Here is a 13,162-nt window from a genome sequence, read left to right as displayed (position 1 = left end):
GCACCGGGCCCGGACCGGACACCGTGGTCCTCGCGCACGCACACGACAGGGGGCCGGAGCCTCGTCGGCTCCGGCCCCCTGCGGGCTGGCGTGTTCAGACCCTCGCGAGCAGTCGTACGGCTCAGGCCGCCGCGGGCACGTTGCCGTGCAGGCGGGCCACGACCTCGGTCAGCTGGGCGGCGACCTCGGCGTCGTCGGCCGGGTGGGTCTCGGCGAAGCGGGTCACGGAGCCGGGGATGGACAGCTTGATGTCCTCGATCACCTTGCCGCCGGCGATGCCCACGGCCTTGCGGGTGTCGTCCTGGGCCCACACGCCGCCGTACTGGCCGAAGGCGGTGCCGATCACGGCGACGGGCTTGCCGCCGAAGGCGCCGGCGCCGTACGGGCGGGACAGCCAGTCGATGGCGTTCTTCAGGACGGCCGGGATGGTGCCGTTGTACTCGGGGGAGAAGAACAGGAAGGCGTCGGCGGCCTGCGCGGCCTCACGCAGCTTGGCGGCGGCGGCCGGGACGCTGCCCTCCACGTCGATGTCCTCGTTGTAGAACGGGACGTCGGCCAGGCCCTCGAACAGCTCGACCTCGGCGCCCTCCGGCGCGAGCTTCACGGCCGCCTCGGCGAGCTGGCGGTTGTGCGAACCGGCGCGAAGGCTGCCGACGAGCGCGAGGATGCGAACAGACATGACTACTCCAAGGGGCTGAAACATCGCTGTCACGATCCGGACCGGGGTCCGTTTAATTTTGTATCACCCCAAACGGACCGCGGTCCAGTTTTCTTCCCGATGCTTTACGCTGTCGTCATGTCCAGCGCTCTGCCGCCCCTCCCGAAGCCTCAAGAGCCCCTCGAATCATCCCACTTGCTGGAGATCGGTCCGGCTTCCGACGAGCCGTGCCTGCGCGCCGACGCGGCCCGCAACCGGGCCCGGCTGCTGGAGGCCGCCGCCCGGCTGATCGCCGAGCACGGGGTGGCGGGGGTCACGATGGAGGCGGTGGCCGCGGCGGCCAACGTGGGCAAGGGCACCGTCTTCCGCCGCTTCGGCGACCGCACCGGACTCCTGACGGCCCTCCTCGACCACTCGGCCAAGCAGCTCCAGGCCGACTTCCTCAGCGGGCCCCCGCCGCTGGGCCCCGGCTCGCCGCCCCTGGAGCGGCTGCGGGCGTTCGGCGTGGCGGTGCTGTACCGCACGGCCGAGCAGCTGGACCTGCAACTGGCCGCCCAGCCGGAGCCGACCCGCCGGTTCGCCCACCCCGCGGCCGGGTCCCTGCGCATGCACCTCACGGTGCTGCTCCGCCAGATCGTGCCGGGCGCCGACTGCGACCTGCTCGCCCACACCCTGCTGGCCTCGCTGGACCCCGCCCTGATCCACCACCTGACCCGTCAGCGGGGCATGCCCATGGAACGCCTGGAAGCCGGCTGGCTCGACCTGGTGGCCAGGGTGACCCGCACCGATCCGCCGCGCTGAGACGGGCCCGGACGGCACCGGAGGGCCTGCCGGGGCGCTGCTGGCCTCGCGCGGGCCGGGCGGTCGGCGGGGCGCTGGGATGCCCCTCGCGGGGCGCTGGATGCCGGGCGGTCAGCGGGGCGCTGGGTGTCTCACGCGGACACCCGATGCCCCCCCACAGCCTCGGGCGCCCGGTCAGGCCTCCCCCGTCAGCCCTCCCCGCCCGTGAACATCTCCACCACCCCCTGCGGCGCGTCCGCGCGGAACAGCAGGGTCTGGCTGCGGGCGGACTCCCTCGCGGACGCCTCCGCGCGCGGGAACATCCGGCTCTCGTAGGCGGCCAGCGCGGCCTCGGTGTCGCCGGGGTGCGCGGCCAGGGCGAGGCCCAGGTCGGCGCCGTCGATCAGGGCCAGGTTGGCGCCCTCGCCGGCGAACGGCGACATCAGGTGGGCGGCGTCCCCGAGCAGGGTGACCCCGGGCACCCGGTCCCAGCGGTGGCCGACCGGCAGGGCGTGGATCCGGCGGGGCACCAGCGGCCCGTCGGCGTCCGCGACCAGCGCCCGCAGGCTGTCGTCCCAGCCGTCGAACTCCTTCAGTACGGCCGTCTTCGCCGCCTCGGTGTCGGTGAAGTCGATGCCGTCCAGCCAGTCCTCGGGCGCCGACACGGCGGTGTACACGTGCAGGCTGCCGTCGGTCTCGCGGTGGGCGAGGAAGCCGCGCCCCGGGCCGAGCGCGAAGAGCATGCCGCCGCCGACCACCCGGGCGCTCACCGGGTGGCGTTCGTCCGCCCGGAACAGGTCCGCCTCCACGAACGACACGCCCGTGTACGCGGGCCGGGCCGGGGAGACCAGGGGGCGCACCCGCGACCAGGCGCCGTCCGCGCCGACCAGCACATCGGTGGTGAACGCCGAGCCGTCGGCGAGCGTCACCCGGTGCCGGCCGTCCTCCAGCGGGCGCGCGTCGGTGACCTTGGCGCCCCAGCGGACCGTGCCCGCGGGCAGCGAGCCGAGCAGCAGGTCGCGCAGTTCGCCCCGGTCCATCTCGGGGCGCCCGCCGGTGCCGTCGTCGGGCTGCTCCAGGCGAACGGTGCCGTCCCGGCCGAGGATCCGCGCGGCCTGGCCGCCGGGGTGGACCCGGGCCAGGAACCGCTCGTGCAGCCCGGCCGCCCGCAGCGCCTCCTGGCCGGAGTCCTCGTGGATGTCGAGCATGCCGCCCTGGGTGCGGGCGTCCGCCGACGCCTCCAGGTCGAACAGCGCCGCCGCGATGCCGTGCACGTGCAGCACGCGGGCGAGCGTGAGCCCGCCGAGGCCGGCGCCGACGACGGCGACGGGGTGGTGGGGGAGGGGAGCGGGGGTCACGGGGCCTCCTGGCCTTCGGTGGGGGAGTCGGTCGGTACGGCGGTCCGCTCGATGCCGTTGACCAGGGCCCGGATCGCCCAGGACAGGCGGGCTTCGGGGGCGCCGGAGAGCAGCGCTCCGGTGCGGGCGGCGATGTGCGGATACGTGGCGGCGGGCGCCTCGCGCAGGGCCCGGGCCAGCGCCGGGAAGTCGCCCGTGGGGTCCTCCCCGGCGTGCTCGGCGGCGGTCGCCGTGGCGTGCTGGAGCAGCAGGTCCACGCCCCAGGCCGCCTGCGCGGGCGGCACCCCGCCCGCGTCCAGCAGGTCGAGCAGGGTCTCGATGAGGCGCAGGTAGTGGGGGCCGCTCGGCCAGGCGGTCAGTGCCGAGCGGGCCAGGGACGGGTGCTCCAGGAGTACGGCGGTGTAGGCGGTGAGCACCGCCTCCAGCCGCTCCCGCCAGCTGCCCCCGGCCGGCGCCGGGACGACCGCGCCGAGCAGCTCGTCCAGCACCGCCGCGTGCAGTTCGTCGGTGTTGCGGACGTAGACGTAGAGCGAGGCGGGGCCGGTGTCGAGTTCCTGGGCGAGCCGTCGCATGGTCACCTTGCGGAGCCCTTCCGCCCGCAGGATCGCGACGGCGGCGGCGACGATGCCCTCCCGGGTGAGGGCGGGCTTGGCGGGGCGCTCCCGCGGGGAGCGTGGCGCTGCGGTCATGACCTCACGCTAACGAACATGTTCGTTCCGGACAAGTTCGTAACGAACATGTTCGTCACGCGGCAGACATATGCCGAGTTCGTCGAACGATGAACCACCTCGCCCCGCCCGTCCCCGGCCCCCGCCCCTCTGCCAAGATGCGGTCCGTCATGGTGCAGATACCGAACACGCCCACGAGCGCCGATGTGGCCCGTCTCGCCGGCGTCTCGCGCGCGACCGTCTCCTACGTCCTCAACAACACCAGCGCCGTACGGATCAGCGACGCGACCCGCCGGCGCGTGCACGAGGCCGCCCGGGAGCTGGGGTACGTCCCCCACGCCGCCGCCCGCAGCCTGCGCGCCGGACACAGCCGTACGGTCCTCATGCCCGCCCCGGCCATCCCGGTGGGCCCGCTCTACAGCGGGTTCCTCAACGAACTCCAGTGGGCGCTCGGCCGGCTCGACTACACCGTCGTCCAGTACGGCAGCGTCGGCCTCCAGGGCGACGAAGCCGCCCGCGCCTGGGCCGAGTTGAGGCCGGTCGCCGTCCTGGTGCCCGGCACCGGCCTCGGCCCCCAGGGCGTCGCCCTCCTCAAGCGCTCCGGCGTCCGGGCCGTCGTCACCCTCGGTCCCGCCCGCGTCGACGGGGCGCACGCCCTGCTGATGGACCACGACGCCGTCGGCCGCTGCGCGGGCGCCCACCTGTACGAGCGGGGTCGGCGCCGGATCGGTGTCGTCCTGCCCGAGGAACCGGGGCTCGACGTCTACGCGCGGCCCCGGCTCGCCGGCGTACGCGAGGCGCTGCGCGGCACGGACGCCGCGGTGAGCGGGCTGCCCCTCGGCTACACCGAGGAGTCCGCCGCCGAACTCGCCGCCCGCTGGCCCCGGTTGGGCCTGGACGGAGTGTTCGCCTACAACGACGAGTACGCGATGCTGCTGATGCGTGCCCTGCAGGACGAGGGAGTGCGCATCCCGGAGGACGTCGCCGTGATCGGCGCCGACGACCTGATGCTGGGCCGGCTGCTGCGGCCCCGGCTCAGCACCGTCCGCATCGACCTGCCCTCGGGCCGCGACCTCGCCGGGCTGGTCGACCGCGCCGTGCGCGACCCCGGCGGTGAGCCGGAGGTGCACACCGTGCTGGGGGCCTCGGTGATCCGGCGCGAGTCCAGCTGACCGGGTACCGCGGCCCCCGTACGGGCTACTTCTGCGCCCCGCCCTGCTGGGCGGCGATGCTCTTGCGGACCTCGTCCATGTCGAGGTTGCGGGCCTGGCCGATGAGGTCCTCCAGCACCGGCGCGGGCAGCGCGCCCGGCTGGGCGAAGACCGCCACCTGGTCGCGGATGATCATCAGCGTCGGGATCGACTGGACCTCGAAGGCCGCGGCCAGCTCCGGCTGCGCCTCGGTGTCCACCTTGCCGAACACCAGATCGGGATTGTCCGCCGCGGCCTTCTCGTAGACGGGCGCGAACTGCCGGCACGGAGGGCACCACTCCGCCCAGAAGTCGATGAGAACGAACTCGTTCTCGCTGACCGTCTGGTCGAAGTTCTCCTTGGTCAGCTCCACGGTGCTGCTCATGGCGTGATTCCCACTTCCTGGTGTAGGGGGTGTGCCGACGGCGGAAACACAGCCGCCGGGCTGCCTATTCCACCCGTGCACGCCTGTGTTCCGCGCGCGTACCCGTGTGGCCACGGCGCACACCACCCACCAGACTGACCCCATGACGGAAACGGAATCCATCGCGTACGACGTCGTGGTGATCGGGGGCGGTCCCGTGGGGGAGAACGTCGCCGACCGCACCCGCGCGGCCGGACTGACCACCGCCCTCGTGGAGAGCGAACTGCTCGGCGGCGAGTGCTCGTACTGGGCCTGCATGCCCAGCAAGGCGCTGCTCAGGCCGGTCATCGCGCAGGCCGACGCCCGCCGGCTGCCCGGCCTCGCCCAGGCGGTCCAGGGCCCGCTCGACACCCCCGCCGTCCTGGCCCGCCGGGACGAGTACACCTCGCACTGGCAGGACGGGGGCCAGGTCGCCTGGCTGAACGGCACCGGAACCGACTTCTACCGCGGCCACGGCCGCCTCGCCGGCCCCCGTACGGTCACCGTCACCGCCCCCGACGGTACGGTCACCACCCTCACCGCACGGCACGCCGTCGCCGTCTCCACCGGCACCCGCGCCCAGCTGCCCGACCTGCCCGGCCTCACCGACGTCAAGCCGTGGACCAGCCGCGAGGCCACCAGCGCCAAGGCCGCCCCCGGCCGGCTGATCGTCGTGGGCGGCGGTGTCGTCGCCACCGAGATGGCCACCGCCTGGCAGGCCCTCGGCTCCCGGGTCACCCTGCTGGTGCGCGGCAAGGGCCTGCTGAACCGCATGGAACCGTTCGCCGGGGAACTCGTCGCCGAGGCCCTCGCCGAGGCGGGCGCCGACATCCGTACCGGCACCTCCGTGGACTCCGTCAGCCGGGAGAACGGCACGGTCGTGGCCGTCACCTCCGCCGGCGACCGGATCGAGGCCGACGAGATCCTCTTCGCCACCGGCCGCGTCCCGCACACCGACGACCTCGGCCTGGAGACCGTCGGCCTGGAACCCGGCTCCTGGCTCGACGTCGACGACAGCCTGCGCGTCACCGGCACCGACTGGCTGTACGCGGTCGGCGACGTCAACCACCGTGCCCTCCTCACCCACCAGGGCAAGTACCAGGCCCGCATCGCGGGTGCCGCGATCGCCGCCCGCGCCACCGGCGGCACGGTCGCGGAGGAGCCCTGGGGCGCCCACGCCGCCACCGCCGACCACCACGCCGTACCCCAGGTCGTCTTCGCCGACCCGGAGGCCGCCGCGGTCGGGCTCTCCCTCGCCGAGGCGGAACAGGCCGGCCACCGGGTGCGCGCCGTCGACGTCGAGTTCTCCTCCGTCGCGGGCGCCGGCCTGTACGGCGACGGCTACAAGGGCCGCGCCCGGATGGTCGTGGACCTGGAGGACGAGATCCTGCGCGGCGTCACCTTCGTCGGCCCCGGCGTCGGCGAACTGATCCACTCGGCCACCATCGCGGTCGCCGGCCGCGTCCCGGTCGACCGGCTGTGGCACGCGGTCCCGTCCTACCCGACGCTGAGCGAGGTGTGGCTGCGGCTGCTGGAGGCGTACCGGGACAACTGACGGAGTGCCTAGGGGAGTTCGAACCCCAGGGCCTCGGCCGCCGCCCGGGGTGCCGGCTGGGCCCACAGGGCCGCCACCGCCTCGTTGGTCGACAGGGAGCGCAGCTCCGCCCGGTCCAGGTAGAGCGTGCCGTCGAGGTGGTCCGTCTCGTGCTGCACGATCCGGGCCGGCCAGCCGCCGAACACCTCGTCCAGGGCGCGGCCCGTCTCGTCCTCTCCGCGCAGCCGCACCTCGGCGTGCCGGGCCACCACCGCCTGCCAGCCCGGCACGCTCAGGCAGCCCTCGAAGAACGCGGCCCGGGCGGTGCCGACCGGCTCGTACGACGGGTTGACCAGCACCCGGAACGGCTGCGGGACCCGGCCCCGGGCCACCGCGACCTCCTCCGGCACGGGGGCCGGGTCCTCGATGACCGCGATCCGCAGCGGAACGCCCACCTGCGGCGCGGCGAGCCCCACACCGGGGGCCGCGTGCATGGTGACGCGCAGGGCCTCGACGAACCGGGCCAGCAGCGCGGGGCCGAGCTGGCCCTCGTACGGCTCGGCGGGGCGCCGCAGCACGGGCCGGCCGGCCGCGACGATGGGCAAGGGGCCGCCGGCGGCGAGGAGTTCCTCGACCCGCTCGGCGAGCGGTGCGTGATCACGGGGAGGTGCCATCGCGTCAGGATGCCATGCCCGCCCGCCCGCTGTGGCACAGGTCACCGACACCCCGGGGAACTCCGCCCTTCACCGGACCGACTACCGGTGTACCCCCGTCTCCCTGCCGACGGCCCGCCCCTCGGCACCGAGTCCCCGGAGAAGCCCGCCGATGACCACCGCTCCCCCGGCCACCCCGGCCGAGGCGTCCCGCCCCGCCGCCCGCGGCCCCTTTGCACCCCTGCGCCCCCTCGTGCTGCGCCTGCACTTCTACGCAGGCCTGCTCGTCGCCCCCTTCCTGCTGGTCGCCGCCGTCACCGGCCTGCTGTACGCGGGCTCCTTCCAGACCGAGAGGCTCGTGTACGACCATGAGCTGACCGTCCCGGCCGGTGAGCGCGAGCTGCCCGTCTCCGCCCAGGTGGCCGCCGCCCGCGAGGCCCACCCGGAGGGCACCGTCACGGCCGTACGCCCCTCACCCGAGGCCGGCGCCACCACCCGGGTGCTGCTCTCCGGCGCCAGGGGCGTCGACCCCGGCCACACCCTCGCCGTGTTCGTGGACCCGTACACCGGCACGGTCCGCGGCGCGCTCGAACAGTACGGCGCGACCGGCGCGCTGCCCCTGCGCACCTGGATCGACGGGCTCCACCGCGATCTGCACCTGGGCGAGACCGGCCGGCTCTACAGCGAGCTGGCCGCCAGCTGGCTGTGGGTGATCGCGGGCGGCGGCCTGGTGCTGTGGTTCTCCCGGCGCCGCGCCCTGCGCAGGGTGCGCGGCACCAGCGGCCGGCGCCGCACCCTCGGCCTGCACGGCACGGTCGGCGTCTGGACGGCCGCCGGGTTCCTGTTCCTGTCGGCGACCGGTCTGACCTGGTCGGCGTACGCCGGCGCGAACATCGACGAGCTGCGCACCTCGCTGGGCCAGGCCACCCCGTCCGTCTCGGCGGCCGTGGCCGGCGGCGAGCACGCGGGCCACGGTCACGCGGGCCGGGGTACGGCGGGCTCCGCCGACGGCTCGGCGGAGCACGGCGTGGGGCTGGACCAGGTGCTCGCGGCGGCCCGCGCGAAGGGGCTCGGCGATCCGGTCGAGATCGTGCCGCCCGCGGACACGGACAGCGCCTACGTCGTCCGCCAGATCCAGCGCAGCTGGCCCGAGAAACAGGACTCCGTCGCCGTCGACCCGGCCACCGGACAGGTCACCGACGAACTGCGCTTCGCCGACTACCCGGTGCTCGCCAAGCTCACCCGCTGGGGCATCGACCTGCACACCGGCTCCCTCTTCGGACTCGTCAACCAGATCGGCCTCGCACTGCTCGCCCTCGCCCTGGTCCTGCTCGTCCTGTGGGGCTACCGCCTGTGGTGGCAGCGCGGCCGGGGCTCCGCCTTCGGCCGGCCGATCCCGCGCGGCGCCTGGGCGGACGTGCCGCCGTACCTGCTCGTACCGGCGCTCGCGGCCGTCGCCGTGCTCGGCTGGTTCGTGCCGCTGCTCGGCATCCCGCTGGCCGGCTTCCTCGCCGTCGACATCGTCCTCGGCGAGATCGCACACCGGCGCGGGCGCCGCGGGTACGGGAGTGTCAGTGGCGTGAAGTAGCGTGGAACGGCAGGTGAGCGAGCGAGGGAAGACGGGGGAGGGAACCGGGGATGACACCGGAGACGGCACCGGAGGGCGGCCGGGCCCGGCGGCGCGGCCAGGGCGAACTGGAGGGCCAGGTCCTCGGCGCGCTGCGGGAGGCGGACGGACCGGTCACCGCGGCCTGGGTGCAGCAGCGCCTCGGCGGCGACCTCGCCTACACCACCGTCGTCACCATCCTGACCCGGCTGCTCGCCAAGGACGTCGTCGCCCGCGAGCGGCACGGCCGGTCCTTCGTGTGGACGCCGACCGCCGATGTCGCCCGGCTGGCGGCGCTGCGCATGCGCCGCCTGCTCGACGGCGAACGGGACCGGGAGGCGGTCCTCGCCAGCTTCGTCACCGCCCTGCCGCCCGGCGACGAACAGGTCCTGCGGGCCCTGCTCGACATCCCGGGTCCGGACGCCGGCGGTCCGGAGGACTGACCGCTCATGGGGGTCTTCGTCTTCCTGCCGCTGGTGCTGCCGCTGTCCGCGTGGCCGGTCGCCCGGCTCGCCGAGACCCGGCTGCACCCGCGCACCGCCACCCGGCTGCTGACCGCGGTCGCCGTCGTCATGGCCGTGTGCAGCACGCTGTGCCTGGCCCTGCTCATGGTGGTCGGCACCGCCCAGCTGCCCGGCAACCCGCTGCCGGACGGCTGGTCCGACCCGGAGGTGCGGGCCGCCGTGCCGCACGACGAGGTGGCCGGCCGGGCCGCCATCCCCGCGCTCGCCCTGGTCACCGCCGCCTGCGCCCGCACCCTGTGGCGGCACCGCCGGGTCACCCGCCGCGCCCGCCGTGCGCTGGCCGGCGTGCCGGGGCGCACGGTCGCGGTCCTGCCCGACCGGACGCCGTACGCGTACGCCCTCCCCGGCGGCCGGGGCCGGATCGTCGTCACCACGGCGCTGCTGGCCGGGCTCGCACCCGCCGAGCGGCGTGCGCTGTTCGCCCACGAGCGGGCCCACCTGACCGCCCGTCACCACCGCCACCTGCTCGCCGCGCACCTGGCGGCCCGCGCCAACCCGTTCCTCAGACCGCTGCGCACCGCCGTCGTCTACACGGCCGAGCGGTGGGCGGACGAGGAGGCGGCCCGCGCGGTCGGCGACCGGCGCACGGTCGCCCGCGCCATCGGCAAGGCGGCCCTGCTGTCCCCGGGCACCCCGGCACCGACCCTGGCCGCCCTCGCGGCGACCGGTCCCGTGCCGCGCCGGGTGGCCGCACTCCTGGCCCCCGCCCCCGCGGCCCGCACCTGGCCGTCGGCGTTCACCTCGGTCGGCCTGGCCGCCTGGGGCGCCGCCGCGGGCGCACTGGTCTCCGCGATGTCGTCGGCGAACTCGGCCGTCACCCTCTTCCTGATCCTGCACGCGGCGACCCCGCTGTGAACCGGCCGAGGGCCCGGTCCCCTCGGGGACCGGGCCCTCGGCCGGATGGGGTGTGTGTGCTCACTCCTGCGGGAAGTCACCCGCGAGCGCCGCGGCGATCCGCAGGTGCTGCTCCGCCTCCTCGTGCCGGGCCTGCCGTTCGAGCGTGCGGCCCAGCATCAGCCGGGCGTAGTGCTCCACCGGGTCGCGCTCCACGATGGTCCGCAACTCGGCTTCGGCGCGGCGCAGCTGGGCCGAGTGGTAGTAGGCGCGGGCGAGCAGCAGCCGCGGTCCCGTCTGCTCCGGCACCTCCTCGACCAGAGCGGCCAGCACCCGGGCCGCGTCCGCGTAGTCCTTCGCGTCGAAGTACCGCTGCGCGCGCTCCCAGCGCTCGGCCGGGGTCCCGTGGTCGTAGTACGTGGGCTTCACTTGCGTCTCCACTCGTGACCTCCTTCGCGGGGCACAACCGCACGCAGTTGTTCAATATTCCACTACTCGGGGGCGGTGGCCGACGTGCCGTACAGCGAGGCCGGCGACGGCTTCCCCGCACGGCCCGGGGAGGGCTTCCCGATCCGGTGCCGCTCCGGACGCCAGGTCGCCACGAGCGCCGCCGCGAGCAGGAGCTCGGCGAGGTCACCGCCGTAGTACATGATCTCCGCGCCGCCCTGGACCTGCGGGACCGGGGCCTGGACGTCCACCCAGAACCCGCCGTACATCAGCTGCGCGACGACCGCGTGCACGGCGATGGCACACCCCAGGCAGACCAGCCGGGCCCGTACGCCGGGACGGGCCGGGGCCGGGTCGGGGCCCGCGACGGAGTGCGCGAACAGGCACCCCGACAGCAGGAAGTGCGCGTGCAGCAGCCAGTGTCCGGCCGGGTGGGCCGTCACGGTGTCGTAGAGCGGGGTGAAGTACACGACCGGAAGCGTCCCCGCGGACAGCAGCAGCGCCACGGCCGGGTGGGTGAGCAGGCGGGCCGGGCCGCTGTGCAGCAGCGCGGTGAGACGGCGGGCGCGCGGCGCGGGCAGGACACGCAGCAGGAGGGTGACCGGGGCGCCGAGCACCAGCGCGAGAGGCGCGTACATGCCGATCAGCAGGTGCTGGGTCATGTGGCCGCGGAAGTCGCGGTGGGCGAAGGGGGCGAGCGGCGGCAGCAGCGCCACCGCCAGCAGGGCCACACCGGCGCCGAAGGCGACGGTGCGCCAGGGGTTCCAGACCCGCGCCGGGTTCCGGCGACTCGCCCGGCGGGCCAGCAGCAGATAGCCGCCCGCGCACACGAGCAGCGCCAGGGCCGGCAGCAGCACCCCCAGGGTGCCGCCGCCCTCCTGGTGGTGGGCGTGGGGCATGTGGTGGCCCATCAGGCGACGCGTCCGTCCCGTCCGGCGCCGGCTGCCGAGGGATCGAAGGACCGCCCGCCGCGCTGCAGCAGCCATCCCCCGGCCAGCAGCAGGGCGCCCAGGGCCAGGAAGGCGAGGTCCCACCACATCTGGTGCGGGCCGCCGCGCACGTGGTGGATGCCCAGGACGTGGTGGTCCAGCACGCCCTCCACGAGGTTGAACAGCCCCCACCCGGCCAGGATCCAGCCCCACAGCACCCGCGAGGCCCACACCTGCCGCCGGCCGGTGGTCACCCGCGCGTACAGGACGGCGAGCCCGCCGAGGACGGCGAGCCAGCACACCGTGTGGAAGACGCCGTCCCACAGGGTGTTCATCTGCAGCCCGGAGACGGTGTGGGGGTCGTAGTACCGCACGCCGATACGGTCGTGATCGGTGCTGCTGAGCATGTGGTGCCAGCGCAGGAGCTGGTGCAGCAGGATCCCGTCGAGGAATCCGCCGAGCCCCACTCCCAGCAGGAGGCCGGGCAGTTGCAGACTGGCGGGTGCGGTCGTGGCCCTGGTGTCGCGCACGGTGGTTGCCATCGCTCCTCGTCTCGGTCGGTTCCTCGGTCGCCGGATCACGGCAGCGGCTGCCGTACGACAGCTACCAGTTCCCCGGCTCCACCGCTGCCGCACGCTCGGCCATGTGTGCGGGAACGGCTGCGGAGCGGCTGGTACCCGGGGCGGAGGGCGCGGCGCATGCGCCTTTCGTACCGGCGAAAGGTTGATAAGCCATAACTTGCACGGTTTGGCCAGCGTTTCACCGGATGCGGGTGAGTGCCCGCGACCGTATGTGGAAGGACAGGGAACCGATGAAACGGGTTACCCGAAACAGTGTGATCGCAGTCGCCGCCGCCTCCGGTGCGATGGCGGTGGCGGGGCCGGTGCACGCCGACTCCGCCGCGGACGGCTCCGCGGCCGGCTCGCCCGGGCTGATCTCCGGCAACGGCATCCAGCTGCCGGTGCACCTCCCGGTGAACGTGTGCGGGAACACCGTGAACGTGGCCGGGCTGCTCAACCCCGCGATGGGCAACCGCTGCGCCAACACCGGCGACCACGCCACCGGGAAGGAGGAGCCCGCGGCGCCGGGCGGGGCGACGGCCCACTCCAGCACACAGAACTCCCCGGGCCTCGTCTCCGGCAACGGCATCCAGCTCCCGGTCGATCTGCCGGTCAACGTCAGCGGCAACACCGTCAACGTGGTGGGCATCGGCAACCCCGTCTTCGGCAACACGTCCGTGAACGGGTCGGGCGGCCACCCGGAGGAGCCCGGCCGGACCACACCGCCCGCACCGAAGCCGCCGACCCGGGTCACCCCGCCACCGCGGGCGCCCCGGCCGCACCACCCTCCGAAGGCGCACACCCCGCCCGAGCCGACCCCGGTCGTCGTGCCGCGGCCGCCCGGCACCCTCGCGCAGACCGGAACGGACAGCGCGTGGGCGGTGGCCGCGGCGAGCGTGGCGTCGCTGATCGGCGGAACCGTGCTGCACCGGCGCTTCCGGTCCCGGGTGTCCGGCCGGGAGGGCTGAGCCACGGGACGGGCGGCGCGGCCCCGGCCCCGACCGGGCCGGTCACCGCA

15 protein-coding genes are annotated in these 13,162 nt (G+C 74.9%); 7 read left to right on the top strand and 8 right to left on the bottom strand.

Annotated elements, in window-relative coordinates:
- Positions 1–121: 121 nt before the first annotated feature.
- Entirely contained in the window at positions 122–679 is a 558-nt protein-coding gene (locus tag IEZ20_RS17715; protein WP_189299586.1) for an NAD(P)H-dependent oxidoreductase, read from the bottom strand.
- Between the two features lie 99 nt (positions 680–778).
- Here IEZ20_RS17715 and IEZ20_RS17710 point away from each other — a divergent pair, with 99 nt between their 5' ends.
- Positions 779–1,459: a TetR/AcrR family transcriptional regulator gene (locus IEZ20_RS17710; RefSeq protein WP_189299584.1), complete on the top strand. Its 681-nt coding sequence runs from the start codon at positions 779–781 to the stop codon at positions 1,457–1,459.
- Between the two features lie 188 nt (positions 1,460–1,647).
- On the opposite strand, the gene IEZ20_RS17705 is transcribed toward IEZ20_RS17710, so the two are convergent.
- Positions 1,648–2,796 (bottom strand): FAD-dependent oxidoreductase, encoded by a 1,149-nt coding sequence (locus IEZ20_RS17705; protein WP_189299582.1) that lies wholly within the window; start codon positions 2,794–2,796, stop codon positions 1,648–1,650.
- Positions 2,793–3,485 (bottom strand): TetR/AcrR family transcriptional regulator, encoded by a 693-nt coding sequence (locus IEZ20_RS17700; protein WP_189299580.1) that lies wholly within the window; start codon positions 3,483–3,485, stop codon positions 2,793–2,795. The genes IEZ20_RS17705 and IEZ20_RS17700 overlap by 4 nt, the downstream gene beginning before the upstream one ends.
- 137 nt (positions 3,486–3,622) lie before the next feature.
- Here IEZ20_RS17700 and IEZ20_RS17695 point away from each other — a divergent pair, with 137 nt between their 5' ends.
- A complete protein-coding gene (locus IEZ20_RS17695; RefSeq protein ID WP_189299906.1) occupies positions 3,623–4,636 on the top strand; it encodes a LacI family DNA-binding transcriptional regulator in 1,014 nt (337 codons plus the stop codon).
- A gap of 25 nt (positions 4,637–4,661) precedes the next feature.
- On the opposite strand, the gene IEZ20_RS17690 is transcribed toward IEZ20_RS17695, so the two are convergent.
- On the bottom strand, positions 4,662–5,039 hold the full coding sequence (locus IEZ20_RS17690; RefSeq protein ID WP_189299578.1) for a thioredoxin family protein: 378 nt from the start codon (positions 5,037–5,039) through the stop codon (positions 4,662–4,664).
- Positions 5,040–5,181: 142 nt separating this feature from the next.
- Here IEZ20_RS17690 and IEZ20_RS17685 point away from each other — a divergent pair, with 142 nt between their 5' ends.
- Positions 5,182–6,612: a dihydrolipoyl dehydrogenase family protein gene (locus IEZ20_RS17685; protein WP_189299576.1), complete on the top strand. Its 1,431-nt coding sequence runs from the start codon at positions 5,182–5,184 to the stop codon at positions 6,610–6,612.
- A gap of 8 nt (positions 6,613–6,620) precedes the next feature.
- Here the strand turns inward: IEZ20_RS17685 and IEZ20_RS17680 are convergent, their stop codons facing one another.
- Positions 6,621–7,265: a peptide deformylase gene (locus IEZ20_RS17680; RefSeq protein WP_189299573.1), complete on the bottom strand. Its 645-nt coding sequence runs from the start codon at positions 7,263–7,265 to the stop codon at positions 6,621–6,623.
- A 151-nt stretch (positions 7,266–7,416) separates the two neighbouring features.
- On the opposite strand from IEZ20_RS17680, the gene IEZ20_RS17675 reads away from it, so the two are divergent.
- The 3 genes from IEZ20_RS17675 to IEZ20_RS17665 are packed head-to-tail and all read left to right on the top strand — an operon-like array spanning position 7,417 to position 10,229.
- A complete protein-coding gene (locus IEZ20_RS17675; RefSeq protein WP_189299571.1) occupies positions 7,417–8,832 on the top strand; it encodes a PepSY-associated TM helix domain-containing protein in 1,416 nt (471 codons plus the stop codon).
- Between the two features lie 50 nt (positions 8,833–8,882).
- Complete coding sequence (locus IEZ20_RS17670; protein WP_189299570.1) at positions 8,883–9,293, top strand: BlaI/MecI/CopY family transcriptional regulator; 411 nt, start codon at positions 8,883–8,885, stop codon at positions 9,291–9,293.
- A 6-nt stretch (positions 9,294–9,299) separates the two neighbouring features.
- Positions 9,300–10,229, top strand: coding sequence for a M56 family metallopeptidase (locus tag IEZ20_RS17665; protein ID WP_189299568.1), 930 nt, complete (start codon positions 9,300–9,302; stop codon positions 10,227–10,229).
- Between the two features lie 60 nt (positions 10,230–10,289).
- On the opposite strand, the gene IEZ20_RS17660 is transcribed toward IEZ20_RS17665, so the two are convergent.
- The 3 genes from IEZ20_RS17660 to IEZ20_RS17650 form a co-directional block, all read right to left on the bottom strand.
- A complete protein-coding gene (locus tag IEZ20_RS17660; RefSeq protein ID WP_189299904.1) occupies positions 10,290–10,637 on the bottom strand; it encodes a tetratricopeptide repeat protein in 348 nt (115 codons plus the stop codon).
- 62 nt (positions 10,638–10,699) lie between these two features.
- Positions 10,700–11,566 (bottom strand): cytochrome c oxidase assembly protein, encoded by an 867-nt coding sequence (locus IEZ20_RS17655; RefSeq protein ID WP_229896120.1) that lies wholly within the window; start codon positions 11,564–11,566, stop codon positions 10,700–10,702.
- A complete protein-coding gene (locus IEZ20_RS17650) occupies positions 11,566–12,126 on the bottom strand; it encodes a DUF2243 domain-containing protein (protein ID WP_189299566.1) in 561 nt (186 codons plus the stop codon). Before IEZ20_RS17650 ends, IEZ20_RS17655 begins: the two co-directional genes overlap by 1 nt.
- 269 nt (positions 12,127–12,395) lie before the next feature.
- On the opposite strand from IEZ20_RS17650, the gene IEZ20_RS17645 reads away from it, so the two are divergent.
- Positions 12,396–13,112, top strand: a complete 717-nt coding sequence (locus IEZ20_RS17645; RefSeq protein ID WP_268253065.1) for a chaplin — start codon at positions 12,396–12,398, stop codon at positions 13,110–13,112.
- Positions 13,113–13,162: the final 50 nt, after the last annotated feature.

Origin of the sequence: Streptomyces cinerochromogenes (assembly GCF_014648635.1) — a bacterium.
In the GTDB taxonomy this organism is placed as follows: Bacteria; Actinomycetota; Actinomycetes; order Streptomycetales; family Streptomycetaceae; genus Streptomyces; species Streptomyces cinerochromogenes.
This window is presented reverse-complemented; position numbering and strand designations above follow the sequence as displayed.

Excerpts from the sequence above, each read along its gene's own strand:
- IEZ20_RS17715 (WP_189299586.1), bottom strand. The coding sequence starts at position 679 with ATGTCTGTTCGCATCCTCGCGCTCGTCGGCAGCCTTCGCGCCGGTTCG.
- IEZ20_RS17710 (WP_189299584.1), top strand. The coding sequence starts at position 779 with ATGCTTTACGCTGTCGTCATGTCCAGCGCTCTGCCGCCCCTCCCGAAG.
- IEZ20_RS17700 (WP_189299580.1), bottom strand. The coding sequence starts at position 3,485 with ATGACCGCAGCGCCACGCTCCCCGCGGGAGCGCCCCGCCAAGCCCGCC.
- IEZ20_RS17695 (WP_189299906.1), top strand. The coding sequence starts at position 3,623 with ATGCGGTCCGTCATGGTGCAGATACCGAACACGCCCACGAGCGCCGAT.
- IEZ20_RS17690 (WP_189299578.1), bottom strand. The coding sequence starts at position 5,039 with ATGAGCAGCACCGTGGAGCTGACCAAGGAGAACTTCGACCAGACGGTC.
- IEZ20_RS17685 (WP_189299576.1), top strand. The coding sequence starts at position 5,182 with ATGACGGAAACGGAATCCATCGCGTACGACGTCGTGGTGATCGGGGGC.
- IEZ20_RS17680 (WP_189299573.1), bottom strand. The coding sequence starts at position 7,265 with ATGGCACCTCCCCGTGATCACGCACCGCTCGCCGAGCGGGTCGAGGAA.
- IEZ20_RS17675 (WP_189299571.1), top strand. The coding sequence starts at position 7,417 with ATGACCACCGCTCCCCCGGCCACCCCGGCCGAGGCGTCCCGCCCCGCC.
- IEZ20_RS17670 (WP_189299570.1), top strand. The coding sequence starts at position 8,883 with ATGACACCGGAGACGGCACCGGAGGGCGGCCGGGCCCGGCGGCGCGGC.
- IEZ20_RS17665 (WP_189299568.1), top strand. The coding sequence starts at position 9,300 with ATGGGGGTCTTCGTCTTCCTGCCGCTGGTGCTGCCGCTGTCCGCGTGG.
- IEZ20_RS17655 (WP_229896120.1), bottom strand. The coding sequence starts at position 11,566 with ATGGGCCACCACATGCCCCACGCCCACCACCAGGAGGGCGGCGGCACC.
- IEZ20_RS17650 (WP_189299566.1), bottom strand. The coding sequence starts at position 12,126 with ATGGCAACCACCGTGCGCGACACCAGGGCCACGACCGCACCCGCCAGT.
- IEZ20_RS17645 (WP_268253065.1), top strand. The coding sequence starts at position 12,396 with ATGAAACGGGTTACCCGAAACAGTGTGATCGCAGTCGCCGCCGCCTCC.